Source organism: Thalassotalea mangrovi, from assembly GCF_005116735.1.
GTDB classification, from domain to species: domain Bacteria; phylum Pseudomonadota; class Gammaproteobacteria; order Enterobacterales; family Alteromonadaceae; genus Thalassotalea_A; species Thalassotalea_A mangrovi.
In genome coordinates this window covers 1-25449 of record NZ_SWDB01000004.1, presented here as the reverse complement: position 1 = coordinate 25449, position 25449 = coordinate 1, and the positions used below count along the sequence as shown (strand labels likewise).

The following is a 25449-nucleotide window of genomic DNA, read 5'->3' as shown; positions in this document are numbered from 1 at the left end:
TCCTACCCCCTGAGTAAACAACATGGCTGACGTCGGCAAAACCAACACCCTGAAAATCGTAAAAATTACCGAAATCGGAGCCTACCTTGATGGTGCGGAATCGGGCGAGATTTTGTTACCGACCCGCTACCTGCCGGAGTCCGCCGAAGAGGGTCAGGATTTGCAGGCTTTTATCTATTACGATTCAAAAGATCGATTGGTCGCGACCACGGAAATACCGAAAGCACAACTTGACGATTTTGCCTATTTAAAGGTGGTCCAGGTTAATAAAATGGGCGCGTTCCTGGATTGGGGCCTGCCCAAAGATCTGCTGGTCCCTTATAACCAGCAGAAGAATCGCATGGTCGTCGGCAAGTCGTACCTGGTGAAATTATATCGCGATCACCATACCGACCGCATCGCCGCTTCCAGCAAGCTGGATAAATACCTCGATATCTGGCCCGCCCGCTATGAAATCGGGGAGCAGGTCGAATTAATCATCGCTACCAAAACCGATTTAGGCTTTAAGGCCATCGTCAATAACCAGCATTGGGGCTTATTGTACGATAACGAGGTGTTCCAGCATTTGCGCACTGGCCAGAGGCTCAATGGTTTTATTAAAAATGTCCGCGATGATGGTCGCATCGATTTAATCCTGACTCGCGGAGGTTTAGGAAAAATCAAAGATTTTGCACCTTCGTTAATGGAGTATTTAAACGCTCACAAGGGATATTGCAGTCTGCATGACAAAAGTAGTCCGGATGAAATTAAGCGTGTTTTTGGAGTGAGTAAAAAGACCTTCAAATCCACCATCGGTAACCTGCTGAAGCAAGGCAAAATAGAACTGCTGGATTCGGGCTTTCGGTTGAAAGACAAGAAGTAGCAGCGCCGTTTCGAGCACACAATCTAAGATTGTTCCGGGCACGTGACAAAAAGCGTCACTCAGAGAACACAATCAAAGATTGTTCCGGATACGTGACAGAAAACGTCACTCCGAGAACACAATCAAAGATTGTTCCGGGTACGTGACAGAAAACGTCACTTCGAGTACACAATCGAAGATTGTTTCGGGTACGTGACAAAAAACGTCACTCCGAGTGAGGTGAGCGGCACTGAGTCATTCCCTGCCACGACAGGGAATCTTTGCTAACCCTGAACGACGGTTTCTAGTTTTATCGACAATCAAACACCACAGGGCCAGTTCAAGTTTCTCGTTTCTAAAGAATACAAAAGGCACCATAAAGGTGCCTTAAAAGTTCAGGGATGCGATGCCAATTAGAAACTCGCGCGTACCCCTAAGGTGATACCACGTCCTGGAAGTGGCGCAACGTCTTTTAAGAAAGACGAGTGTACTCGCGCTTCGGTATCGAACACATTATCAACTTTCAGGAACAATACCGTATCATTGCCGATACCATCTAAGTAATAGTTGGCGTGCAGGTCAACCATGGTATAACCGCCGGTCTCGGTTTCCAAAGACGCCAGTCTATCCTGCTCGAAATAACGGGTAACGTTCACACCGGTTTCAAAGCTGTCCGCCTGATACTGCAATCCGCCACCGACACGTAATGGCGGAATGCGGGGCAAGTTACCACCATCAGACAATTGCGCACGAATGTAATCGGTAAACAGGTTGGCTTTTAAAGAAGCATTCAGCTGATACACCATTTCCGCTTCAAAACCGTACATATCGACATCATCCTGGCGGTAAACAAAGATTGGCAAACCTTCTTCATCATGAGCGTGTTCTTCCGCGCCACCGTCGATTGCTTCTTCACTCGCTTCCTCTCCATGGTCATGAATGCCACTTTCTTCAAAGACAAACCCGGTGTCCTGTTGATAATAGAAATCATCCGAGTGGTTATAGAATACGCTTGCAACAACCCCCAGGTCACCAGAGAACTTACGCCAGGTCAGGTCAAGGTTATATGAGGTTTCAACCTCGACATCCTGATCGGATAACTCAATATGGTAGCCGTCTGCTTCTTCATGCAACTCATAAAGCGCACCCAGCTCAAAGCTATTAGTACCTATATGAGGGCCGTTGGAAAATAATTCAGCCGCAGACGGTGCACGCTGTGAGAAAGCAAAGGACAATCCGAGGTTGTAACCTGGCTGATAGTCCCAGACTAAACCCGCCGATGCACTGACAGGAGTAAAGTCCTGCTTTGCCAGCTCCAGCTCTTCATGTTCTTCGTGCTCCTCCATCGCATGATCATGGTCTTCCTGGCCATGGCCTGGCTCAAGGGTTACATGCTCAATCCGCGCACCGAATTGCAGCAATACATCTTCGAAGTGTTTTTCTTCTAACCAGGCAAAGGCGACGGTGTCGGTTTTTGAAGGCGGCGTGAAAGCTTCTTCACCCTGCGCTTCAAAATCCGATTGCTTATAGTGCAATGTCCAGGCACCTTTAAAACCCTGGTATTCACGATGGTAGATATCGAACTTGGCTTCCCATAACTGATTTTTAAACGTGGTACCGATTTCACCATCTTCAATTTCCTGATGTTGATAATCGGTATAAGAAACTTTAGAAGCGACACGATTTAAAAAGTTATCGTCAAAACGCAGGTCACTTAACACCTGAAAACGATCCTGGGTTAAATCGCCAAATACAGATTCTTCCTCATGCTCTTCCTGGGTCTCTTCTGCAGTAACGTCTTCTTCATGACCGGCATGAGAATGCCCCGGTATGCCATAGGTACGGTCGGTACGACCATATGAAAAACCCACATAACCATTATCTAACAGGTAACTGGTACCTAAGGTAAAACCTTTTGCATCGTTTGCCGTGTTTGCCAGGCGAGAGCCGCTTTCTTCATGCTCTTCATGGCCTTCTTCGTGCTCTTCGTGCTCATCATGTTCAAGCTCAGCCGGACCGGGAATTTTGTAATCATTCGCTTCACGCCAGAAACCATCAAAATGAATCGCCAACGAATCGGTTCCGGTATTAATATCTATGGTGGCTAAATCTTCGTCGGCGACCGTATTGTGTTGCAATGAAAAGCCAACACTCTGCTCTGATTCTGTTGGTACACGCTTATCAACCACGTTTACGACACCACCAATGGCACCGCTCCCATAAAATAAGGTGGCAGGTCCGCGCAATACTTCGACTTGGGTGGCGGTACTTGTTTCCGTTGCCACGATATGGTCTGGACCGACGCGAGATGCATCTCCGGCGTCTAAGCCATTTTGCGTGACTAAAACACGAGGACCATCCAGGCCGCGAATAATCGGGCTACTGGACACCGGCCCGAAGTAGCTGGAATGCACGCCCACTTCATTTTTCAGAGTTTCACCCAGGGTAGAGGCTTGCTTTAAACGCAACTCATCCGCGCTTAACACATTTACCGGCAGTGCTGACTCCATGGTTGAGGAATGTAACGGCGTTGCATACACATCAACGACATCCATAACCGACGGCGAAAGTTTGACAATAATGTTGTCAACATCATTTCCTGAGATGGTCAAGTTGTGATTTTTATGTACGAAGTAGCTCGCCTCAACATGAAGTTCCGCCGCACCATCGGTCACATCCGTTAAGGTAAAGTGGCCATTTTCGTCGGTGGTCACGCGGTTTTGCGAAATGCTGACTTCAGCATTGGCAACGCCCTTGCCCTGATTATCGATAATGGTTCCTGATACCGTTGCCGCCCAAGCTGGGGTAGTAACAGCTAAAGTCAACGCTGTGGCGGTGTATAAGCGATTTAAACGCATAAGAATGTCCTGAAATACAAAGTTGGAAAAAAGGCATCGCCAGCCACTCACAAACCACACCGTTAAAGTCTGGTTTGATTAGCGCAAAATAATAGGGAAAATGGTTATTGCTGTTAGCACGAGCCCGGTTAAACAAGAATCAGATGATGCCTGGCGGTCCACGACAGGTTGCCGTGTGCACTGCAGCAGAGTGGTAAACTGGCTGTTGCTGGCAAGATTGGTGAAAACTCGCAACCAGATGCGGTTGATGTAATTCAGATTTTTCAGGCTTGTCCAGATCGCCGGCTAATTGCCAACAAACCTGGCAGTGCATGTGATTCGACTGTAACTCGTGCTCTGCCTGGTGATAACTGGAAAAGATAAAAGTGAGCAGCAGTAACCCAGCAAACAAGAATCCCAGAGCATTACGGCCTGAAACGTTTCGATTCAAATTGTGCGGTATTATCGCAGTCATGTTTACTGGTCTGTCGGTAGCGTGAATTGCTGTTTATTTACTAGATATAGCTTGTACTGGGAATTCAATAATTAAATTATCCTGGACATGCTAATCACGGCTCCAATTAAGATGTGTTATATTATCACACTTAATTACCGAAAATAACAAGTATCACATGGTACAAAAATCTTAAACGAGTAAATGTTTCCTTCAATACTCATCCCTTCTATACTCATCGGTCCAGTCGTGATAGCTTAGTTTTATCATTACCTTAACTATACAGTCAGTTCATGAGCGCTCAACAAAACCTTGCAGACTCGCGTCATTCGTTACGCCATCCAGTAGACCTTACCATTCGCGATGATATTGCCTATGTCAGCTTAAATCGCCCGGATAAGTTGAACGCCCTGAATTTAGCCACCTTTAAGTCACTGGCCAGTATTGCCCGTTCGTTGCGCAACAACCGTAATATTCGCGGTGTTATTCTACAAGGCGCCGGCGCTGATTTTTGCAGTGGCCTGGATGTTAAATCGATCATGGAGGATAAATCCGGCATGGTCCGCCTGTTAAAAAAATGGCTTCCTGGTTCATCAAATCTTGCCCAACAAGTCAGTAGCAACTGGCGTAAAATTCCGGTGCCGGTGATAGCAGTGATTCAGGGACGGTGTTGGGGAGGCGGATTACAGATAGTGCTGGGAGCAGATTTTCGATTTGTCACTAGCGATGTCAGTCTGGCGGTAATGGAGAGTAAGTGGGGCCTGATCCCGGATATGGCGGGGAATATGGCATTACGAGAACTATTGCCAAAAGATCAGGCTCTACGATTGGCAATGACCGCCGAACCAATATCCGCCACCGAGGCACTGGCGATAAATTTGGTCACTCAGGTTTCCGATACACCATTGCAGGACGCGGAATCGCTATTAGGGGAGCTAAAATTAAAATCTCCCGATGCGCTGGCCGCGATCAAACGGCTGTACACCCGTAACTGGCAAAGCCCGGACTGGAAAATGCTGATGATGGAGACCTGGTACCAGGTCAAAATAATCTTAGGTAAAAACCAACGCCGGGCAGTGAAAAAACAACTCAACCCGGACGACGCCAAACCCTATCTACCCAGAGGTCGTTGGTAGACCGAAAACAAGCTGTAAGCTTTAAGCTGTAAGCTGTAAGGACTAAACCTCTTATATCTTATGGCTTGTGGCTTACCGCTTTCGAAAGGTAACCACTTATGGCTTGTGGCTTACAGCTTTCGAACTGAGCGCCCGGCTCAGCTCAGTTCGAAAAAGCGAGTAAACACCTTATACAACTCCGTCCCCTGATTCACACTCGCTGAAGCAAAATGCAAAATCGGGATCACCGGCTGTTCGAGGCTAAGATAATGTAGTGGCTCGGCATCCTCATCACTATAATTGTCCATTCGCAGAATTCGTGCCAACGGCTGACCGGGCTGCAATGGCTTGCCGAACTCTGCAAGATAATCGACCATGCCACCCATCGGCGCGTAAAACACTTTGTAATCCTTTAAATAACAGGCGTATCGGGTTAGCGTCTGCGGCGTAAAACCGTTTGCTGCGATAACACCTTTTGCCTGCAGATAACTGAGAATGCTTTGCGCATCAAATTTAGCTTCATCAAGGTCGATGAGTTCCTGCGAGCCCAACTCAAGGGTAAAACTTTCCTTATTAAAGTCCATCTCACGGCCTATCCGTTGATATGCCTGTTGCAAATCCCACCACGGGCAAAACGTGGCTTCATCAAGGGCACCGGCAAAATCGTTAGGAATTAATATGGTGTGGGGGATATTAAAATAATTGGCACTTGCCCTGGCATATTCCGGGCAATATAAATGCTTGCTGGAAATTGGCCCGGTGTGCAGATCCAACACCAAATCAGCCTGCAACGCCATGCGCTGTAATTGAAAAGCAATCCGACGACCAGTGGAAAGCCCGTAAATATTATGCTCCAACTGTTGGTCAATTTCTGCCAGCATCCATTGTTGGTAATCATTCAAAATGGTGGCTTCGTCTGCTTGTGGATACTGGGATACAAACCTCGCTGCCAGCTCACCATTATAGTGATACATCCGATTCCAGTTCACCCCGGTAATCGGGTCAAATCGACCAAGGGTATATTCACCATTTTTATGATTACAGCCAACAGGGTTGGCATAAGGTACCAGGGTTACATCGCCAAATAGCTGCTGTTGCTGCAACAACTCAAGGAGTTGATAAATAACTGCATTGCCCTGCACCTCAGCACCATGGATATTAGCCTGGATGTAGACGCTAGGCCCCCGGCCCTGTCCTTTCAGGACATATACAGGTACGGTAAGCGCGACACCGCTGGCCATTTCGCCAACGTGTAAAATTTGCTTTTCTACCACAATAAATTCTTATTATTAATGTAAAGTCACCCTGACCGATTAATCAGTCAGGGCATGTTGTTTTAGCTCGGCATTATGCCAGTCGTGAATACGCTTATCGGCATCGATAATGCCCTGGTGATCAGTCAATTCAAGATGGGTAAGCGGGGCACGCAGCATCGGTGAAGCAATCATCTTGCGTAAATGCATTAGCACTTTTACTGGAATCGGGTTGGCAGCACTAAACAGGGCGTTGGTGGCATTATACCAAACCGGGAATAATGACTGGTTGTCACCGCCGAGAGATTTTTTCACATACAGATTGGTCGCTTCAGGCCAGACATTCGAGCAGACAGAAACCAACCCTTTCGCTCCGGCGGCGGCGAGATAAGGCATTAATGCATCTTCGCCACTATAAATGGCCAGACCCGGCGCCACCTGACGATAAGCAAGAAACTGATGAATATCGCCACTCGCTTCCTTCATCGCCCACAGATTAGGATGAGAGACGAGATTTGCGACCGTTTGCGCAGGAATATTAACACCACTTCGTGATGGCACATTGTAAATCATGCACGGATGCTTTGCCGCATCCAGTAAATTCTTGAACCAATGGGTTTGCCCGGCGACGCCAGGCTTAGCATAAAATGGTGTGCCGAGTAGGTAAGCGTCGATATTGAGGCGATTACAATGTTTCATCCAGGTCAGCTGAGCTGGAAGATCCGCACCGCCGACAGCAACCATAATTGGCACACCAGGATTCAGGTTAGAGACGAAGCTTACCACTTCTAACTGATCTTCCAACGAAATCGCTAACCCTTCTCCAGTGCTCCCCATCAACAAAATGGCGTTACCGGCACTGTCCTGCTGATCCACCAACTGGGTTAAGCTATCAAAATCGATAGCACCTAATTCATCAAATGGCGTGATTAACGCGGTCCAGGTTGCAAAATCTGCCAAATTATATGATTTAGTCATGTTTAACTCTTTGTCTTTAATTCTATGTCAGGCACAGTATTGTGCCTGTATACATTCCAACCACCACAAGGTTGACGACGAGTGGGTCGGTTGATATTAATCCAAATTCGGGAAAGTTGAGGTATTTGCCTGACACAGAGTCACGCAAAGACCAGAAGCTCTCCACCTTGTACGGGTGACAGCTGCCAGGATTCAGCCTGCACAGCCGGTAGCATGATCATCAAAAATCGCATTCAACCCGGGTTGAATGGTTTGCCACCTCGGCGCTAATCCCCCTCATTACCCTTCAATGGAGTTTGATCTCCTCCGGATAATTACCTGGTTAACGCTCCTCTTCTGGCCCTTATTTAGAAGGGCATATATGCATTTTCCGGCCACCAAGTTCGCCAGGCAAACCGGTTTGCATACGTAACGCGTATTAAAGCACTAGATCGGTGACAATTCAACCTGCAATTATTTCTTCTAAACTCTTTACTCAGTGGCTGAAACTAATGAAAATATGCGGCATACAGACCCCAGGAGCCCCGACATGGCATTATCAAACCCCTCACAACTGCTGCTTAGAAACGATGATCTGCTTCAGGGGCAATCGATTCTGCTGGTTAATTGCCCGGATCCGCAGTTTTGTCAGCAATTACGACAGTTAAACCCAGACTCGCAAATCAGCGCGTTTAACGTTAACTTTGCCGAGCATCAGGCTCTGGCGAATATGCCCGGTATCGACGCGCATTTTGGTGAGCAGTATCAAGCTGATCAGCCGCACGATTTGATTGTGCTGTATTTCCCAAAATCCAAGCACGAGTTTCAATATCTGTTGAGCATGCTCGCATCAGTGTTACATAAACAAGGTTCGGTGTTAGTGGTCGGCGACAATAAAGGCGGAGTTAAATCGTCACAAAAACTTGCCAGCGATCTCACTCAAAGCTACCAGAAGCTGGATTCTGCCAGACATTGCACCCTGTTCTCTCTCACTTATCAGGACAGTCTGCCACCGTTTAACCTGGTTGACTGGATTGAAACCTTTGCGATTACCCAGCATGGACAGGCGCTACAGATTTGTCATTTACCAGGAGTTTTTAGCCGTGGTGAACTGGATAAAGGCACCGAACTGCTGTTAGCCAGTTTACCCGAAAGAATGAATGGCAAAGTGCTCGACTTCGGCTGCGGCGCGGGCGTCATTGGTGCCGTAATCGCCAGTTTATACCCACAATGTGACGTTGATATGCTCGATGTAAATGCTATGGCCGTAGCAAGTGCGCGCCTGACCCTGGATGCCAATAAACTTAAAGGCAATGTATTTGCCTCGGATGGCCTTAGCAAGGTTGTTGGCAAATATCAGCATGTAGTTTCCAACCCGCCATTTCATCAGGGTATCAAAACCCATTATGCGACCACTGAAACATTCCTGAGCGATATCCGCCATTATCTCACCGGCAATGGCGAGCTCAGCATCGTCGCCAATAGCTTTTTAAAATATGCCCCCATTTTAAAGCAGCACTTTAACCATTGTGAGCTTAAAGACAATGCTAATGGCTTCAGTATCCATCACTGCAAATAATATCGAACGCCACATGTTCAAGGTCGCTGGCGGCTCCCAGAAAGGGTTAAAAATGCCGCTTTGCGACGAAAATTACACTTAATTGCAATTTAATTAACAAAAATTAAACAAGACAGTCTTTCTTTTTACAACACTTCATTAACTTAATCAGTGAGTTATCACTACATAGGTGACAAATTTGTTGAATATTTGCTGTACATTTTTACAACAATTTCACCATTGTTTCCAGCTCAGAATTCTTTATCATACCCCCATCGAAATTAGCAGCTACGCCAAAACCAAGGCTCAGTGGGAACACGCGCTAATAACTCAGGGATCAGGGATTAAATTGAAAATGGAATAAAGATCTGGGCGGGCGTAGCTGACCCCATTAAACATTGTTAGAGGTGGAAATGATTAAAGAAGCCAATATTTTAATTGTTGAAGATGAAGACGTTACACGTTTAAGTTTACAAAGTCTGTTTGAAGGTGAAGGTTATCGCACCCATCTGGCCACTAATGGTGAAGAAATTTTACCTATTATTGAATCGCAAAATATTGACCTGGTGTTAATGGATATTAACTTACCAGGTAAGAATGGCCTGATCATGGCTCGTGAAGTACTCCAGAAACATCAGGTTGGATTAATGTTCGTTACTGCGCGCGACAGTGAAGTCGATAAGGTCCTTGGCCTGGAAATCGGTGCGGATGACTATGTTACCAAACCGTTTAATCCTCGCGAATTAACCATTCGTGTCCGTAACCTGTTAAACCGTTTAGGTAACAGCGCAGGTCGCGTCGAACAGGCTCAGGAAGATACGTCGGTGATCCAATTCGACAACTGGAAACTGGATCCTAATTCGCGCCAGATGATTTCACCTCAGGGCAAGAAAATTGCGATTCCCCGGGGAGAGTATCGGGCACTGCGCCTGTTAATGGAAAATCGCGGCAAGATCGTTTCCCGCCAGGAGTTGATCCGGCGCATGACTGGTCGCGAATTGCGGGAAAATGACCGTACCGTTGATGTAACCATCCGCCGCCTGCGCAAGCATTTTGAAAGCGATGAGCAAAGCCCGGAATTTATCAACACCATCCATGGTGAAGGTTACCGCTTCGTGGGTAACCTGGACAGTTAGTCCTTGATTGGATAACCGGAACAGTGGTTCTATTCGAGCCACTGTTCCAGTGCTTTTAAAGCCTGATCATTTTTTACGATTAATTCCATCAATCGCTCGGACAGTTCATCAAAATCCGCCTGCGAATATTCCAAATCACTGGCCAATTGATACACTTCTTTTAAGCCAGTGTTACCCGATGCGGATTTTAAAATGTGACAGTTTTCCTGCCACAGACTGTAACTTTGCAGTTCGATCGCCTGCTCCAGCTTTTGGAAATATTTAACGGCTTGCTCGCGGTAAAGCTCGACATTCTGCATGAAAGCTTCATGCCCAAGGACATCACGATACTGACTGATTAAGGTTTTGTCTAAAATGTCCATAACGTGCGATATCTGTAGATTCATATTAAAAATCTAGCAGTTATCCAGAAAGTGGCGAATACTTTATCGTATTTTATTGCCGAGTCGGCATTTGTTTTACAGTTTTTAACTGAGTACAGGCCCCGTATATATTGATTTTAATCGACTTTTGATCCAGAATACCCGACCTTTTTACTAGGGCATAGCATTGCACTACCAATGACATGCTATGAACCATAAATAACCCTTTGGTTGTCCGTGTTTCAACGGCAACAGGGTAACGTGACTGATGACATAACGCGGAGAAGTAATGCCAACATCAATGCCTGATATCGCCAACCACACCAAGGCCCAGACAGAGGGAGTCCTTGACCGTGTCGGTATGGGGAATATTGAAATGCCAATTATGCTAGCAGCGAAAGATGAAGCTGAACGCATGGTATCGGCACATATTGACGCATTCGTTAATTTAAAAGAGCCAAAAGCAAAAGGCATTCACATGTCTCGGCTGTACTTGTTGCTGGATGAGTTGGCCAGTAACAATACCCTTAATTATCAGTCGTTAGTGACTCTGCTGGATGAGTTTATCAGCTCCCATCATGATTTAAGCGATACCGCGTTAGTAAAATTTCAATTTGATTACCCAATGCGCCGGGAAGCGTTAATCAGCGGTAAGCTTGGCTGGCGCGTATACCCGGTGACGATTACCGGCAAACTTGAACAAGGTCGATTTGATATAGAGTTAGGTATCGATATCGCATACTCCTCAACCTGTCCATGTTCGGCAGCTCTGGCTCGCCAACTTATTCAGCAATCCTTTAGCGAAGCGTTTGCGGATCAGGATCAGGTCGCCTCAGAAGATGTTCATCAGTGGTTAGGCACGACCCAGGGCATTGTAGCCACACCTCACAGTCAGCGTTCTATTGCTGAAATTAAGGTGAAGCTAAACAGCCAGGTCAACAACTTCCCGATTACGGATATCGTCGATACCGTTGAAAACGCCTTGCAAACGCCGGTCCAGGCAGCGGTAAAACGTGAAGACGAGCAGGAATTTGCCCGTTTGAATGGTCAGAACCTGATGTTCTGTGAAGACGCTGCCCGCCGTGTTCAACATGTGATGAACCAGGTTACCGGGTTTGACGATTACTGGGTCAAGATCAATCACCTTGAGTCGCTGCATGCACACGACGCCGTTGCCGTTACCACTAAAGGTATCGATGGTGGTTATACGCCGGAATAATCGTCGTTAAGCGTCGTAATCTGACCTTAAAAAATTCCCAAAAAGGTTGCTGAAAAGCAACCTTTTTTCGATCTTAACGTAGGAAAAATGGCACCCAACATCCTCATTTTTTCCCCGGTAAATGGTGAAAAATCAAATCTTTGTTAAATTTAACTACATAGATTTTTATTTCCTGGCGAGCTACGAGGAGAACACCAATGGCATTTGAAGTGACGTTTGAGTTATCAGACTCTGATCTGGAGCACTTTCGTGGGGTCATGCATAAGGCACAAAATAACGCTAAACATCTAAGCGAAGAGACCATTCTGGCGAATGCCAAGCGCCTGATTGATGCAATACATGGCAATGTGCCCGGGTTTGTTAAAGAGCGCATCGATAAACTTCAACGACTTATCGCTATGATCGAAGACCAGGAATGGCAACTTCCCGAAGAAGAAAAGCAAGATGTCCTGTGTGCCCTCGCCTACTTCAGTGATCCCCAGGATCTAGTACCTGACGATATCCCTGCCCTTGGTTTTCTCGACGATGCGATTATGATCGAACTGGTCGCTATGGATTTACATGATGATATCGAAGCGTTTGATGAGTTTTGCAGTTACCGGGAACGAGAAAAAGAGCGGGCTTCGGATACCATTACCAAAGATGACTGGTTAGATGCAAAACGTCGTGAACTGCACTCCAGAATGCGCCACAGGCGCTCATCGCGGCGAAGCGGTGGATCATCATTCCGCTCTATTTTTTAATCGTTGCCGTCGTGCGATTTGCATAAAGTAATATCGCGTTAAGCTGCAACCTATGGTCAGTTCAACTTTCTGAAACCTGAATCCTGAGACCCGCAGAAACCACATCTTCTATCCCTAATATTGGATAGATGATGTGGCCTCTGCATATATATTTAAATTTTTTTAACCTCAATTTAATTCACTTGTAAAACTTTCAGGTTAAATTTCATACTTTACTACTGCCCTTACCACTTCTGGCTTTGTTGAAAATATATTCATTATTCGCCTGTATAACAGACGGTATTTAGCCTACCCTTATTAAGAGTAATCACTCTATTTTTTATTGACCTGATTAAAAACTGGTTATATGGTGAGAGATTCCCCCCGGCTGGAATTGCGGTATTTATGCGCAAATAAAAAATGTTTATTCAAACCAATTGCAGCATTACCGCCAGCGTGTTTTAGAAGGAGATACAGCCATGCAACTTTATGATCACAGTCAACAGAAAGACAACTGTGGTTTCGGGTTAATCGCTCATCAGGAAGGTGAAACCAGTCATAAGTTGATCAAAACCGCCATTGCGGCACTGGACCGCATGCAACATCGAGGTGGCATTGCCGCCGACGGTAAAACTGGTGATGGCTGTGGCTTACTACTCCAGAAACCCGATAGTTTTTTTCGCGCCATTGCTGAGGAAAATGGCTGGCACCTTAGTAATAAATACGCTGTAGGTACCATTTTCCTGAATCCGGATCCGGTCATTGCCGCTGCAACAAAGAAAATCCTCGAACAGGAATTAAGCCAGGAAACCCTCGATGTTGTCGGATGGCGTATTGTCCCTACCGACACTAATGTACTTGGGCCGATCGCCAGGAGTAATTTACCGGCCATTGAGCAAATCTTCATAAATGGGCCACGTGGCTGGCGCAGTAAGGATTTAGAGCGTCGCCTGTATATGGCACGACGTCGCGCCGAAAAACGCATTTCCGACTCGGTGTTTTATGTCGCCAGCATGTCTTGCCTGGTCAATATCTATAAAGGGTTAGTCATGCCGGCAGACCTGCCGAGGTTTTATCTGGATTTAGCCGATATTCGCATGCAATCTGCGATTTGCGTTTTTCACCAACGGTTCTCAACCAATACCTCACCGCAGTGGCATCTGGCACAGCCATTTCGCTACCTGGCTCACAATGGTGAAATTAATACCATTCAGGGCAACCGCCAGTGGAGCAAAGCACGAACCTATAAATTTAAAAGCCCGTTAATGCCAGACATGCAGGATGCCGCACCGTTTGTCAATGTCACAGGTTCCGACTCGTCATCGCTGGATAATATGCTGGAACTGTTTATGGCCGGCGGCATGGACTTGTATCGGGCAATGCGCTTATTAATGCCACCAGCCTGGCAGAACAACCCTGCGATGGATGATGAAATAAAAGCATTTTACGAGTTTAACTCGATGCATATGGAACCCTGGGATGGTCCTGCGGGTATTGTTATGACCAATGGCCGCCATGTGGCCTGTAACCTTGACCGAAACGGATTACGCCCTGCCCGCTATGTCATTACCCGGGATAAATTTATCACCCTGGCATCAGAAATTGGTATCTGGGACTATGGCGAAGACGAAGTGGTAGAAAAAGGCCGCGTCGGTCCCGGTGAAATGCTGTCGGTCGATACTTACACCGGTAAAGTGTTAAAGTCAGAAGATATCGATAACGATCTCAAATCCCGCCACCCCTATCGTGAGTGGCTGAAGAATAACATTCGCCAACTGGTGCCATTTGAACAACTCGCTGCCGAGCTGGTGGGCAAAAGGGTGTTCTCCGATCTGCAAATGGCAGAGTTACATAAACTGTTCAATTACTCCTATGAAGAGATCCAGCAGGTGATCAAAGTCATGGCAGAAAATGCGCAGGAGGCGACAGGCTCGATGGGCGATGACACGCCAATGGCGGTACTTTCAAGCCGTCCAAGAACCCTGTTTGATTATTTCCGCCAGCAATTTGCCCAGGTAACGAATCCACCAATCGATCCATTGCGGGAACGTTATGTGATGTCTTTGGCGACCTGCATCGGTCGCGAGCACAATGTATTCAACGAAACCACAGGTCATGCGGACAGGATTCAGTTTGAAACCCCGGTATTAATGTACACCGGCATCAAGCAGTTACGAGAGTTAGAAGCCGAGCATTATCGATCCAACACCATTTGCCTGAATTACTCTCCTCAGGAAGGCCTGGAAAATGCTATTCGTCGGGTCTGTGACGAAGCCGTTGAGATGGTTCGTAATGACACCGTCATCCTAATTTTAAGTGATCGTAAGATCAGCAAAGATAAGTTACCGATTCCGGCGGCAATGGCCGTCGGAGCCGTACAGCAACGCCTGGTCAACGAGCAATTGCGTTGTGAGTCGAACATCGTTGTCGAAACGGCTGCGGTGCGTGATCCGCATCATTTCGCGGTTTTATTCGGCCTCGGCGCAACGGCAATTTATCCGTTTTTGGCGTATGAAACCATTGAGCAATTGGTTGAACAAGGCAAGATTAACTTGCCAGCGCGTACCGCATTACAAAATTACCGCAATGCCATTAATAAAGGCCTGCTGAAGATTCTTTCGAAAATGGGCATATCGACCATCGCCAGCTATCGCTGCTCTGGTCTATATGAAGTCATCGGCCTGAACCAGTCAATCATGGAACTTTGCTTTCCCGGGATCCCGAGCCGGATTCAGGGTGCCGATTTTAGCGATATTCAACAGGACACTATTAACCTGGCGCGTCGCGCCTGGTTACCACACCAGAAAGTCCCCCATGGCGGACTACTGAAATATGTGCATGATGGCGAATATCACTGTTTTAACCCGGATGTAGTGAAATCACTGCAAAATTCGGTGCAAACTGGCAATTATCAAGACTACAAAGTTTTTGCCGATGCGGTAAACCAACGTCCAGTCGCCACTTTGCGCGACTTACTGGCGTTAAAAGACGACACCCAAGCCATTGACATTAAAGACGTCGAAGCCGATACCGAATTGTTTAAACGATTCGACAGTGCTGCGATGTCAATCGGTGCCCTGTCTCCGGAAGCACATGAAGCGCTGGCCATCGCGATGAACCGACTCGGTGGGTTTTCCAATTCCGGTGAAGGTGGCGAGGATGCGGCTCGATTTGGTACGGTGAGAAATTCTCGTATAAAGCAAGTTGCTTCTGGTCGATTTGGCGTAACACCGCATTACCTGGTCAATGCCGATGTGCTGCAAATTAAAGTGGCGCAAGGGGCAAAACCCGGTGAAGGAGGACAATTGCCCGGTGATAAGGTCACCCCGCTGATTGCCAAACTACGTTTTTCGGTGCCTGGTGTAACCCTGATCTCGCCACCACCGCATCATGATATTTATTCGATTGAAGATCTGGCGCAATTAATTTTTGACCTCAAACAGGTAAATCCTAAATGCATTGTCTCGGTCAAACTGGTTTCGGGTCCGGGTGTTGGTACTATTGCTTCTGGCGTGGCAAAAGCCTATGCCGACTTTATTACCATTTCCGGTTACGACGGCGGTACCGGAGCCAGCCCACTGACCTCAGTAAAATATGCCGGTTGCCCCTGGGAGCTTGGTTTAACTGAAGCCCACCAGTCATTGGTGGCTAATGGCCTGCGCCATAAGGTTCGCCTCCAGGTTGACGGTGGCTTAAAAACCGGTCTGGATATTGTCAAAGCCGCGATTTTAGGCGCTGAGAGCTTTGGTTTTGGCACCGCGCCAATGGTGGCGCTGGGATGTAAATTCCTGCGCATCTGTCACTTGAATAACTGTGCTACCGGTGTTGCTACTCAGGATGCCTTATTGCGCGAAGAGTACTTCAAGGGTCTGCCTGAACAGGTGATGAATTACTTCCGTTTTATCGCCCAGGAAGTGCGTGAAATTCTCGCTCAGCTAGGGGTTGCCAGCCTGACCGAACTGATTGGTCGCACCGATCTGCTGGTACCATTACAGGGCATTACCGCTAAGCAGCAAAAGCTCGATTTGAGTCCAATCATCGCCCCAGTTGTTGCCAATAGTGATACCGCATTGTATCAAACCGAAGCTAATACGCCATTTGATAAAGGTAATTTGAATCGGGCGATTCTGGCTCAGGTAAAAGAGGCCATTATTAACAAGACCGGCGGTGATTTTAACTTTACCAGTCGCAATACCGATCGCAGTATCGGAGCTCTTATTTCTGGAGAAATCGCCAGATTGCACGGTGACCAGGGCATGAGCGCCAATCCCATTCATATTAAGCTCACCGGCAATGTCGGCCAGAGTTTTGCCTGCTGGAATGCTGGCGGCTTGAATATGACCCTGATTGGAGATGCTAACGATTATGTCGGTAAAGGAATGGCCGGCGGCCAGGTGGTGATTAATCCACCCAAAGGCGTCACCTACCAGCCACACCTGACCCCAATTATGGGTAATACCTGCTTGTATGGTGCCACCGGTGGCCGCTTATATGCTGCGGGTCGCGCTGGTGAGCGTTTCGCGGTTCGCAATTCCGGTTGTAATGCAGTGATCGAAGGAACCGGCGATCATGCCTGTGAATATATGACAGGCGGTATTGTCACAGTACTCGGCGATACCGGATTAAACTTTGGTGCCGGGATGACCGGTGGCTTTGCTTATGTCCTTGATGAGGCCGGCGATCTGGACCAGCGCATCAATCAGGAATCGATCGATACCGTCTCTTTGGATGAACTGGTGATTCACCAGGAACACCTGCGCGGCATCATTAGTCGTCACCTTGAGCTGACAGGAAGTGAGCGGGCGCGAACCATTTTGGAAAATTACCACCGGTTTAGCCAGCAATTCAAACTGATCAAACCGAAAGCTGTCGATGTACAAAGCCTGCTGGGGCACCGCAGCCATAGCGCTGCCGAGTTACGAGTCCAGGCACAATAGAGGCAACTATGAGTAAAAATGTTTATCAATTTGTCGATGTAAAGCGCGTCGACCCACCGAAAAAGGCCATCGAAGAGCGCAAACAGGCGTTTGTGGAAATTTATAACCCGTTGCAAGCCGAACAAAGTAGTGATCAGGCCGAACGTTGCCTTGACTGCGGTAACCCATATTGTGAATGGAAGTGCCCGGTGCACAATTACATTCCCCAATGGCTGGAGTTAGTCACCGCCGGCAAAATTTTCGAAGCGGCGGAGCTTTGCCATCAGACCAACAGCCTGCCAGAAATGTGTGGCCGCGTCTGTCCCCAGGACAGGTTATGTGAAGCGGCCTGTACCCTGAACGATGAATTCGGCGCGGTAACCATAGGCAATATCGAAAAATACATCACCGATAGCGCCTTTGCCCAGGGTTGGAAACCTGACTTGTCCAATGTCGTAGCAACCGGTAAAAAAGTGGCGGTGATCGGTGCCGGACCGGCCGGCCTTGCCTGCGCCGATGTACTAACCCGCAATGGGGTAAAAGCCGTGGTGTTTGACAAACAGGCACAAATTGGCGGCCTGCTTACCTTTGGCATTCCATCTTTTAAACTGGAAAAAGAGGTGATTCAGCGTCGCCGGGAAATATTTGAAGGGATGGGCATCGAGTTTGTGCTCAATACTCATGTCGGTGTCGATATTGAGTTTTCCACCTTATGTGATGACTACGATGCGGTTTTCCTGGGTCTTGGCACTTATACCGATATGACCGGCGGTTTTAGCAACGAAGGCGCTCAAGGGGTGTACAATGCACTGGATTACCTGATTGGCAATACCCAGCATGTAATGGGTATTAGCAATAATGCCAAGCCCTATACTAACTTCAAAGGTAAAAAAGTTGTCGTGCTCGGTGGCGGCGATACCGCGATGGATTGCGTTCGTACGGCGATTCGCCAGGGCGCTGCTGAAGTCACCTGCGCCTATCGTCGAGACCAGGCCAACATGCCAGGCTCACCGCGCGAGGTACAAAATGCCAAAGAAGAAGGCGTGGATTTTCAGTTTAACCTGCAGCCTTTAGACATAAGTGTCGATGACAATGGTATCGCTAATGGCGTCACGTTTGTGCGCACCCAACTGGGCCAGCCAGATAGTAATGGTCGCCGCTCGCCAGAGCCTATTGCCGGTAGTGAATTTACCATGGCGGCAGATGCGGTTGTTATTGCCTTTGGCTTTTTACCCAGTCCACCGCAATGGATGAAAGATGCCGGGGTTGAGGTAGATGCCAGAGGCCGGGTAATTGCCAGTGAAAAATCCGCCTTTGCGCTGCAAACCAGCAAACAGAATATTTTTGCCGGCGGCGATATGGTGCGCGGTTCCGATTTGGTGGTAACCGCTATCGATGAAGGTCGCAAAGCGGCGCTCGGCATTCTTGATTTTGTTTTTGCCGACGAGCTGATTCAGATCCAATCCGCTTAACCGACTGACTTGGTTAAAAAATTAAGGGGAGCTAAGCTCCCCTTTATAATGTATACCCTTGTCGATACTATTTGTTGGCCGCGGCGCGGGCTTGATGCAGCTTTTTGTAGCTGTCAATCAAGCGCAGGTGCCTATCCAGGCCTTCGAGCTTCATACTGGTCGGTGTTAATCCTGGAAATCTGACATCGCCGTAAACCGTGGCCACTACGGTTTCGAAAACATCCGCACCAAACATACGGCTGAGATTATGGTGATAATCGTCCAGCTCTAAATCTTCTTCCAGGGTGATTTCCAACACCGCGTGTACGGCCTGATAAAACAGGTTTCGCTCTACCGTGTTATCGTTGTATTGCAGGAACTCTTCTACCAGTTCCTGGGCAGTTTCCAACTCACCGATAGCCAGGTAAATCAGAATTTTCAGCTCAAGTATCGTCAGCTGTCCCCAAACCGTATTTTCATCAAACTCGATACCAATCAGGGTAATGATATCGATGTAATTATCCTGTTGACTCTCCTCCAGGCGCTCAACTAAAGCAGTGAGCTGAGCTTCGTCAAGCTTATGAATATTGAGAATATCTTCACGATAGTCGAGCGCTTTATTGGTATTATCCCAGATTAAATCTTCAACCGGGTAAACCTCCGAATAATCCGGTACCAGGATGCGACAGGCCGATGCACCGAGTTGATCAAATTCCGCGACGTAAACTTCTTTACCCATTTGTTCGAGGATTAAAAATAGGTATTGGCTCTCTTCTTCGTTAGTACCGGTAAAGTCCCACTCGACAAATTCATAGTCTTTCTTAGCACTGAAGAACCGCCAGGAGATAACCCCGGTTGAATCAATAAAATGTTCAACGAAGTTTTCCGGCTCACTGACCGCCATGCTATTAAACGTCGGCTTAGGTACATCATTCAGCCCTTCAAAACTGCGGCCCTGCAACAATTCGGTCAGGCTCCGCTCTAATGCCACTTCAAAGCTTGGATGGGCACCAAACGAGGCAAATACGCCCCCGGTTTTCGGATTCATCAAGGTGACACACATCACCGGAAACTGTCCACCCAAGGAAGCATCTTTAACCACCACCGGAAAGCCCTGCTCTTCGAGGCCCTGAATACCAGCAACGATTCCCGGGTATTTTGCCAATACCTGATCAGGAACGTCCGGAAGTACGATTTCCTGCTCAATAATCTGGCGTTTTACTGCCCGCTCAAAAATTTCCGATAAACACTGTACATGCGCTTCATGGGGATTGTTGCCTGCACTCATGCCATTGCTCAGGAACAGGTTTTCAATGAGGTTGGAAGGAAAATAAACCGTCTCGCCATCGGACTTTCGCACATAGGGAATCGAGCAGATACCTCGTTCGACATTGCCGGAATTGGTATCGATCAGGTTCGAGCCTCTGAGCTCGCCAGCCGGGTCATAAATCTCACGGGTATAATCATCAAGAATGCCGTCCGGCAACTCATCATCGGCACCCGGCTTAAACCATTTTTCATTGGGATAATGAACAAATTCAGCGTTGGCAATTTCTTCGCCAAAATACTGGTCGTTATAGAAGAAGTTACAATTTAATCGTTCGATAAATTCACCCAGTGCCGAACACAGGGCACTTTCCTTGGTTGCCCCTTTACCATTGGTAAAACACATCGGCGAGGCTGCATCGCGAATATGCAAAGACCAGACATTGGGGACAATATTACGCCAGGATGACACTTCGATTTTCATCCCCAGGTCAGCTAGCATTTGCGTCATATTAGCGATGGTTTTTTCAAGCGGCAGGTCTTTACCCAGAATGTATGTGCTTTCATCTTCCGGGAATTCAGTAAGCATGGCATTGGCGTCTTCATCCAGGCTTTCGACAAAATCGACCTTAAATTCGGGCCCTGTCTGCACCACTTTTTTCACCGTACAGCGGTCAATGGAACGCAAAATACCCTGGCGATCCTTTTCCGAAATGCTATCCGGCAATTCCACCTGAATCTGGAAAATCTGATTATAACGATCTTCCGGATCAACGATATTATTCTGGGACAGGCGAATGTTTTCGGTCGGAATATCACGGGCATTACAATATACCCGGACAAAATAACCGGCACACAAAGCAGATGATGCGAGGAAATAATCGAATGGGCTGGGCGCAGAACCATCGCCTTTATAGCGAATCGGCTGGTCGGTAACGACGGTGAAATCGTCAAACTTGGCTTCAAGTCTGAGGTTTTCAAGAAAATTAACTTTGATTTCCATGGTATGGCTCCGCAATCATGCGTGTTTTGGTGTGCGTAATAGAAGCTATTATATGAGATTGAGCCCGGATCCACATTAATTCCTGCTTAGAATATGTATCTGAATTTGCTATAGCCTATTCCTTTGTGCACATCGGGAGTCAGCAAAATTTGGCACCCACCTATTAGCATCCACATACATCACGCACGAGCACCGGCAATAAATTGCACCAAATTAGAGCAATCGCACAATAACAGTTCATTTTTCATACCGATTTGCGAATTCCCCGCTCCTATCCGTGGGCATTAGCCCGATTTCATCTTGGTACAATTGTTGCTGAATAACATCAGGACAACACCAATTAAGTGACTTAAACCTGAATTGAATCAGAAGGCTGGCATTTTGGAAAAAGACTACATCATCGCAACGGATCTCGACGGCACATTGTTGGACCATCATACCTATCGATTTAACAAGGCCATGCCGGCGCTGGAGTATTGTGATAATGCCCAGGTTCCAATCATTTTTAATACCAGCAAAACCTTTGCCGAAACCGAACGTCTTTGCAAAACCCTGAACAACAATCACCCGTTCATTATTGAGAATGGCTCTGCCCTGTATGTGCCGAAACATTACTTTGCGCGCGAGCTCGAAGTGAATATTCCTCGCTTTGATGCCGGAGCCTACTGGCTTTATAAATTCGGACTGAACCGTTCCGAGATTCTTTCCAGGCTAACCACCTTTAAGGCGCAGCATACCTACCAATACTGGGGGTTTAATTCGATGTCGAACCGCGATTTATGTCGGGTCACCGGATTAAGTTTAGAGCAGGCTGCCAGTGCTCAGGAGCGCCAGTTTTCCGAGCCATTGCTTTGGCAGGATAAGGTCGAAAAGCTGGCAGCCTTCGTCAAGCACCTGCAATTGTTTGGCCTGAATGTGATTAAAGGCGGACGGTTTGTCCATGTCCTCGGCCAGAGTAACAAAGCCAAGCCGCTGACCTTCCTAAAAGAGATGTATGAATTAAATAGTGATAACCAGCAGACACTCATCGCCCTAGGCGACAGTGACAATGACAAAGATATGCTCAACTGCGCCGATATTGCTATCGTGATTGCTTCACCGGTTCACGAAAATCCTATCATTGAGCAACACCCGCACCTTATCCGCTCTCGCTATCAGGGACCGGATGGCTGGAACGATTCAATCTTAACCCTGCTACAGGACAATGCCTAATCCGGCATAAAGTTACCTAGGAGAATGTGTTATGGGCGATTTTTATCAAAACGGTATTATCACCACCTTACATAATTTGTCTCGCCGTCCGGTGGAAGACATGGAAGAAGAACTAAAACAATTCAGCCAGGTTCGGCCGATGGGGCTGGTACTGCCTTCCCTGTATTCTGAATTAGAAACCAAAGCGTTACCCAATATCATTGATGAGCTCTGTAAAGTTCCTTACCTCTCGCAGATCGTCATCGGTCTCGATCGCGCCGATGAACAGCAATATCACCACGCGCTGGAGTTTTTCTCAAAATTACCACAACCCCACCAGGTATTGTGGAATGACGGCCCCCGGTTAAAAGCCCTGGATAAAGAGTTACAGGAATTAGGTCTGGCACCAGAACAAATGGGGAAAGGGCGCAATGTCTGGTACTGCTTCGGCTACGTATTGGCCTGTAATCAGGTAGAGTCCATCGCTTTGCATGATTGTGATATTTTAACCTACGACCGAAATCTATTGGCACGGCTGATCTATCCGGTAGCGAATCCAAAATTTAACTACGAATTTTGCAAGGGCTTTTATTCGCGCATTGCCAACGGCACCTTAAATGGGCGTGTCAGCCGCTTACTGGTCACGCCATTAATACGGGCCCTGAAAAAGCTCGTCGATAAATCCGATTACCTCGATTACCTCGACAGTTATCGGTATGCCCTGGCCGGTGAATTTTCGTTTCGTATTGATGTGCTCAATGACTTACGCATCCCCAGTGACTGGGGGCTGGAAATTGGCGTATTGGCAGAGATGAAGCGAAATTATGCGACCAATCGCCTGTGCCAGGTGGATATTGCCGACGTTTATGATCATAAACATCAGGACTTATCGCAACACGATGATTGTGGAGGCCTGTCAAAAATGTCGATTGATATCGCCAAGGCGTTATTCAGAAAGCTGGCGATCCAAGGCGCGGTATTCAATAACGGTACATTTCGAACCCTTAAGGCGACTTACTATCGGATAGCCCTGGATTTTATTGAAACTTATCGCAATGACGCGATGATTAATGGTCTGGAGCTGGATGTTCATAAAGAAGAGCAGGCGGTAGAACTGTTTGCCGAAAACATTATTAAAGCCGGTAATAAGTTTCTCGAAGATCCGATGGAAACACCATTTATCCCCAGCTGGAATCGGGTCATTAATGCCAAGCCTGATATTTTTGAGCGACTAAAAGCCGCGGTAGAGGCAGATAACCAGGAATTTTCTGCCCAGTTACAGAAAAAATCTGCCTGAAAAACATTATAGAGGCTAGCCATGACCAATGAACTGATGCAACGCGTTGAAGCACACTTGAATGTGATCTACCCCGATCAAAATTGTCAGGATCTCAGCCAACAACTGGTCAGTACGATGGGCATAGCCATCGATGCGAAAGCGCCGGTACCATTTACTAACTTGTGGGATCAAAACGATATCTATTTAATTACCTATGGTGACAGTCTGATTGATGAAAGTCTGTCTCCCGGGCAAAGACCGTTACAAAGCCTGCACCATTTTATCCGCAACTATTTGCAACAGGTAATCAGCGCCGTTCATATTCTGCCATTTTATCCATACAGCTCCGATGATGGTTTTGCGGTAATTGATTATTACCAGGTCAATGAATCCCTGGGGGACTGGCAAGATATCCAGGCCATCAGCGAGGATGTAAAAGTCATGGCCGATGTGGTCATCAATCATTGTTCGGCCCGCAGTGGCTGGTTTGAAAACTTTAAACAAGGTAAAGATCCTGGCAACGATTTTTTCTTTACCGCATCGCCCGATGAGGATACGTCGCTGGTGGTTCGACCAAGAACCCACGATCTGCTCAAACAGGTAATCACTCCGGATGGCAGCAAATACGTATGGTGTACCTTTAGCCATGATCAGGTAGATTTTGATTTTCGAAATCCAATAGTGCTTAACGAGTTTGTCAGCATCCTCAATTATTATCTTGAGCAAGGGATCACTATCTTTCGTTTCGATGCGGTGGCTTTTTTGTGGAAAGAGGCAGGCACCAGTTGCCTGAACCTGCCACAGACCCATGAAATTGTTCGCCTGTTACGGTTATTGGTTGAACATAAAAACCCACAGGCGGTGATCATCACCGAGACCAATATCCCCAACCGCCAGAACCTGATGTACTTTGGCAATGCCAATGAAGCCCATGCCATCTACAATTTTTCGCTACCACCGCTACTCATTAACACCCTGGTTACCGGTGATTGCACCCATTTAAAAACCTGGTTGATGTCCTTACCGCCAGCACAAAATGGTACCGCTTATTTTAACTTTATCGCTTCCCATGATGGTGTCGGTTTGCGCCCGGTAGAAGGGCTACTCAGCGAAGAGGAAACTGACTTACTCATTAATACCATGGTAAGTTTTGGTGGCCGGGTTTCCTGGCGGGCGTTAAAAGGCGGCCGCAACCAGCCCTATGAAATCAACATCAGCCTCTATGATGCGCTGTCAGGCACGGTCAATGGACCTGACAGTTTACAAAAGCAACGTTTTATCTGTGCCCATGCGATTATGCTGGGTATCGAAGGGATACCGGCAATCTATATCCATAGTTTTTTTGGAACCCAAAATGATTTAGAACGAGTCAATTTAAGTAATCAGAATCGCTGCATTAATCGTCACAAATGGAATTATCCTGAGTTGCAAGGGCACCTGGGTAATGCCTTCAGTCACCACGCACAGGTGTTTGAGGAATTAACCGCGTTAATCAAATTACGCAAACAACAAAAAGCGTTTCACCCCAATGCCACGCAATTTACCCTGCACCTTGGCGTCCAACTGTTTGGCTTCTGGCGCCAGAGCCTGGATCGGCGACAGAGTATTTTTTGCATATCCAACGTCACCTGTGAGCCCCAGCCATTATCACTGGCTGATTTAAATTTGATTGATATGGGGGATTGGCGCGACTTGATCACTGGCCAGACATTTACCAATGTCCGCGAATGCATCACCCTGGCGCCTTATCAAACGGTGTGGATTTCCAATTAACACGGCAACGTAAAATCAAGGGGTCAGAGTTGTTGAAAATCAACAACTCTGACCCTGTAGGATCCCCACAAATTTATAACGCTTCATAGCCGAGTCCTTCGCTCTGGTTTTGAAGC

17 protein-coding genes and 1 riboswitch are annotated in these 25449 nt (G+C 47.2%); of the genes, 11 read left to right on the top strand and 6 right to left on the bottom strand.

Annotated features, from left to right (window positions below; all coding sequences use genetic code 11):
* The first annotated feature begins 22 nt into the window (after window positions 1–22).
* Window positions 23–862, top strand: coding sequence for a CvfB family protein (locus tag E8M12_RS01930; RefSeq protein ID WP_136734393.1), 840 nt, complete (start codon window positions 23–25; stop codon window positions 860–862).
* 392 nt (window positions 863–1254) lie between these two features.
* On the opposite strand, the gene E8M12_RS01925 is transcribed toward E8M12_RS01930, so the two are convergent.
* Entirely contained in the window at window positions 1255–3699 is a 2445-nt protein-coding gene (locus E8M12_RS01925) for a TonB-dependent receptor (protein ID WP_136734392.1), read from the bottom strand.
* 139 nt (window positions 3700–3838) lie between these two features.
* Window positions 3839–4153: a hypothetical protein gene (locus tag E8M12_RS01920; RefSeq protein WP_136734391.1), complete on the bottom strand. Its 315-nt coding sequence runs from the start codon at window positions 4151–4153 to the stop codon at window positions 3839–3841.
* Window positions 4154–4425: 272 nt separating this feature from the next.
* On the opposite strand from E8M12_RS01920, the gene E8M12_RS01915 reads away from it, so the two are divergent.
* Window positions 4426–5268, top strand: coding sequence for a crotonase/enoyl-CoA hydratase family protein (locus tag E8M12_RS01915; RefSeq protein ID WP_136734390.1), 843 nt, complete (start codon window positions 4426–4428; stop codon window positions 5266–5268).
* Between the two features lie 137 nt (window positions 5269–5405).
* Here the strand turns inward: E8M12_RS01915 and E8M12_RS01910 are convergent, their stop codons facing one another.
* Entirely contained in the window at window positions 5406–6488 is a 1083-nt protein-coding gene (locus E8M12_RS01910) for a M14 family metallopeptidase (RefSeq protein ID WP_136734555.1), read from the bottom strand.
* A gap of 72 nt (window positions 6489–6560) precedes the next feature.
* The gene (gene dapA, locus E8M12_RS01905) at window positions 6561–7478 is read right to left on the bottom strand and encodes a 4-hydroxy-tetrahydrodipicolinate synthase (RefSeq protein WP_136734389.1); all 918 of its coding nucleotides are present in this window, start codon (window positions 7476–7478) and stop codon (window positions 6561–6563) included.
* A gap of 147 nt (window positions 7479–7625) precedes the next feature.
* A riboswitch (Lysine riboswitch) is annotated at window positions 7626–7822 on the bottom strand.
* Between the two features lie 185 nt (window positions 7823–8007).
* On the opposite strand from dapA, the gene E8M12_RS01900 reads away from it, so the two are divergent.
* Window positions 8008–9036 (top strand): methyltransferase, encoded by a 1029-nt coding sequence (locus E8M12_RS01900; protein ID WP_169303011.1) that lies wholly within the window; start codon window positions 8008–8010, stop codon window positions 9034–9036.
* A gap of 395 nt (window positions 9037–9431) precedes the next feature.
* On the top strand, window positions 9432–10151 hold the full coding sequence (gene arcA, locus E8M12_RS01895) for a two-component system response regulator ArcA (protein WP_136734554.1): 720 nt from the start codon (window positions 9432–9434) through the stop codon (window positions 10149–10151).
* Window positions 10152–10180: 29 nt separating this feature from the next.
* Here the strand turns inward: arcA and E8M12_RS01890 are convergent, their stop codons facing one another.
* Window positions 10181–10537: an Hpt domain-containing protein gene (locus tag E8M12_RS01890; protein ID WP_136734387.1), complete on the bottom strand. Its 357-nt coding sequence runs from the start codon at window positions 10535–10537 to the stop codon at window positions 10181–10183.
* A 265-nt stretch (window positions 10538–10802) separates the two neighbouring features.
* On the opposite strand from E8M12_RS01890, the gene folE2 reads away from it, so the two are divergent.
* From folE2 to E8M12_RS01870, 4 genes are all read left to right on the top strand, one after another.
* The gene (gene folE2, locus E8M12_RS01885; RefSeq protein WP_136734386.1) at window positions 10803–11732 is read left to right on the top strand and encodes a GTP cyclohydrolase FolE2; all 930 of its coding nucleotides are present in this window, start codon (window positions 10803–10805) and stop codon (window positions 11730–11732) included.
* 197 nt (window positions 11733–11929) lie between these two features.
* On the top strand, window positions 11930–12475 hold the full coding sequence (locus tag E8M12_RS01880) for a YkvA family protein (protein WP_136734385.1): 546 nt from the start codon (window positions 11930–11932) through the stop codon (window positions 12473–12475).
* 458 nt (window positions 12476–12933) lie between these two features.
* Window positions 12934–17391 (top strand): glutamate synthase large subunit, encoded by a 4458-nt coding sequence (gltB, locus tag E8M12_RS01875; RefSeq protein ID WP_136734384.1) that lies wholly within the window; start codon window positions 12934–12936, stop codon window positions 17389–17391.
* Window positions 17392–17399: 8 nt separating this feature from the next.
* The gene (locus E8M12_RS01870; RefSeq protein WP_136734383.1) at window positions 17400–18842 is read left to right on the top strand and encodes an FAD-dependent oxidoreductase; all 1443 of its coding nucleotides are present in this window, start codon (window positions 17400–17402) and stop codon (window positions 18840–18842) included.
* A gap of 67 nt (window positions 18843–18909) precedes the next feature.
* Here the strand turns inward: E8M12_RS01870 and E8M12_RS01865 are convergent, their stop codons facing one another.
* A complete protein-coding gene (locus E8M12_RS01865; protein WP_136734382.1) occupies window positions 18910–21090 on the bottom strand; it encodes an OsmC domain/YcaO domain-containing protein in 2181 nt (726 codons plus the stop codon).
* 381 nt (window positions 21091–21471) lie between these two features.
* On the opposite strand from E8M12_RS01865, the gene E8M12_RS01860 reads away from it, so the two are divergent.
* The 3 genes from E8M12_RS01860 to E8M12_RS01850 are packed head-to-tail and all read left to right on the top strand — an operon-like array spanning window position 21472 to window position 25333.
* Complete coding sequence (locus E8M12_RS01860) at window positions 21472–22302, top strand: HAD-IIB family hydrolase (RefSeq protein ID WP_169303010.1); 831 nt, start codon at window positions 21472–21474, stop codon at window positions 22300–22302.
* Window positions 22303–22333: 31 nt separating this feature from the next.
* Entirely contained in the window at window positions 22334–23578 is a 1245-nt protein-coding gene (locus tag E8M12_RS01855; protein WP_136734380.1) for a glycosyltransferase family protein, read from the top strand.
* A 21-nt stretch (window positions 23579–23599) separates the two neighbouring features.
* Entirely contained in the window at window positions 23600–25333 is a 1734-nt protein-coding gene (locus E8M12_RS01850; protein WP_136734379.1) for a sugar phosphorylase, read from the top strand.
* Window positions 25334–25449: the final 116 nt, after the last annotated feature.

Excerpts from the sequence above, each read along its gene's own strand:
- E8M12_RS01930 (WP_136734393.1), top strand. The coding sequence starts at position 23 with ATGGCTGACGTCGGCAAAACCAACACCCTGAAAATCGTAAAAATTACC.
- E8M12_RS01850 (WP_136734379.1), top strand. The coding sequence starts at position 23,600 with ATGACCAATGAACTGATGCAACGCGTTGAAGCACACTTGAATGTGATC.
- E8M12_RS01870 (WP_136734383.1), top strand. The coding sequence starts at position 17,400 with ATGAGTAAAAATGTTTATCAATTTGTCGATGTAAAGCGCGTCGACCCA.
- E8M12_RS01880 (WP_136734385.1), top strand. The coding sequence starts at position 11,930 with ATGGCATTTGAAGTGACGTTTGAGTTATCAGACTCTGATCTGGAGCAC.
- E8M12_RS01915 (WP_136734390.1), top strand. The coding sequence starts at position 4,426 with ATGAGCGCTCAACAAAACCTTGCAGACTCGCGTCATTCGTTACGCCAT.
- E8M12_RS01855 (WP_136734380.1), top strand. The coding sequence starts at position 22,334 with ATGGGCGATTTTTATCAAAACGGTATTATCACCACCTTACATAATTTG.
- folE2 (WP_136734386.1), top strand. The coding sequence starts at position 10,803 with ATGCCAACATCAATGCCTGATATCGCCAACCACACCAAGGCCCAGACA.
- E8M12_RS01910 (WP_136734555.1), bottom strand. The coding sequence starts at position 6,488 with ATGGCCAGCGGTGTCGCGCTTACCGTACCTGTATATGTCCTGAAAGGA.
- dapA (WP_136734389.1), bottom strand. The coding sequence starts at position 7,478 with ATGACTAAATCATATAATTTGGCAGATTTTGCAACCTGGACCGCGTTA.
- E8M12_RS01900 (WP_169303011.1), top strand. The coding sequence starts at position 8,008 with ATGGCATTATCAAACCCCTCACAACTGCTGCTTAGAAACGATGATCTG.
- E8M12_RS01920 (WP_136734391.1), bottom strand. The coding sequence starts at position 4,153 with ATGACTGCGATAATACCGCACAATTTGAATCGAAACGTTTCAGGCCGT.
- gltB (WP_136734384.1), top strand. The coding sequence starts at position 12,934 with ATGCAACTTTATGATCACAGTCAACAGAAAGACAACTGTGGTTTCGGG.
- E8M12_RS01925 (WP_136734392.1), bottom strand. The coding sequence starts at position 3,699 with ATGCGTTTAAATCGCTTATACACCGCCACAGCGTTGACTTTAGCTGTT.
- E8M12_RS01865 (WP_136734382.1), bottom strand. The coding sequence starts at position 21,090 with ATGGAAATCAAAGTTAATTTTCTTGAAAACCTCAGACTTGAAGCCAAG.
- E8M12_RS01890 (WP_136734387.1), bottom strand. The coding sequence starts at position 10,537 with ATGAATCTACAGATATCGCACGTTATGGACATTTTAGACAAAACCTTA.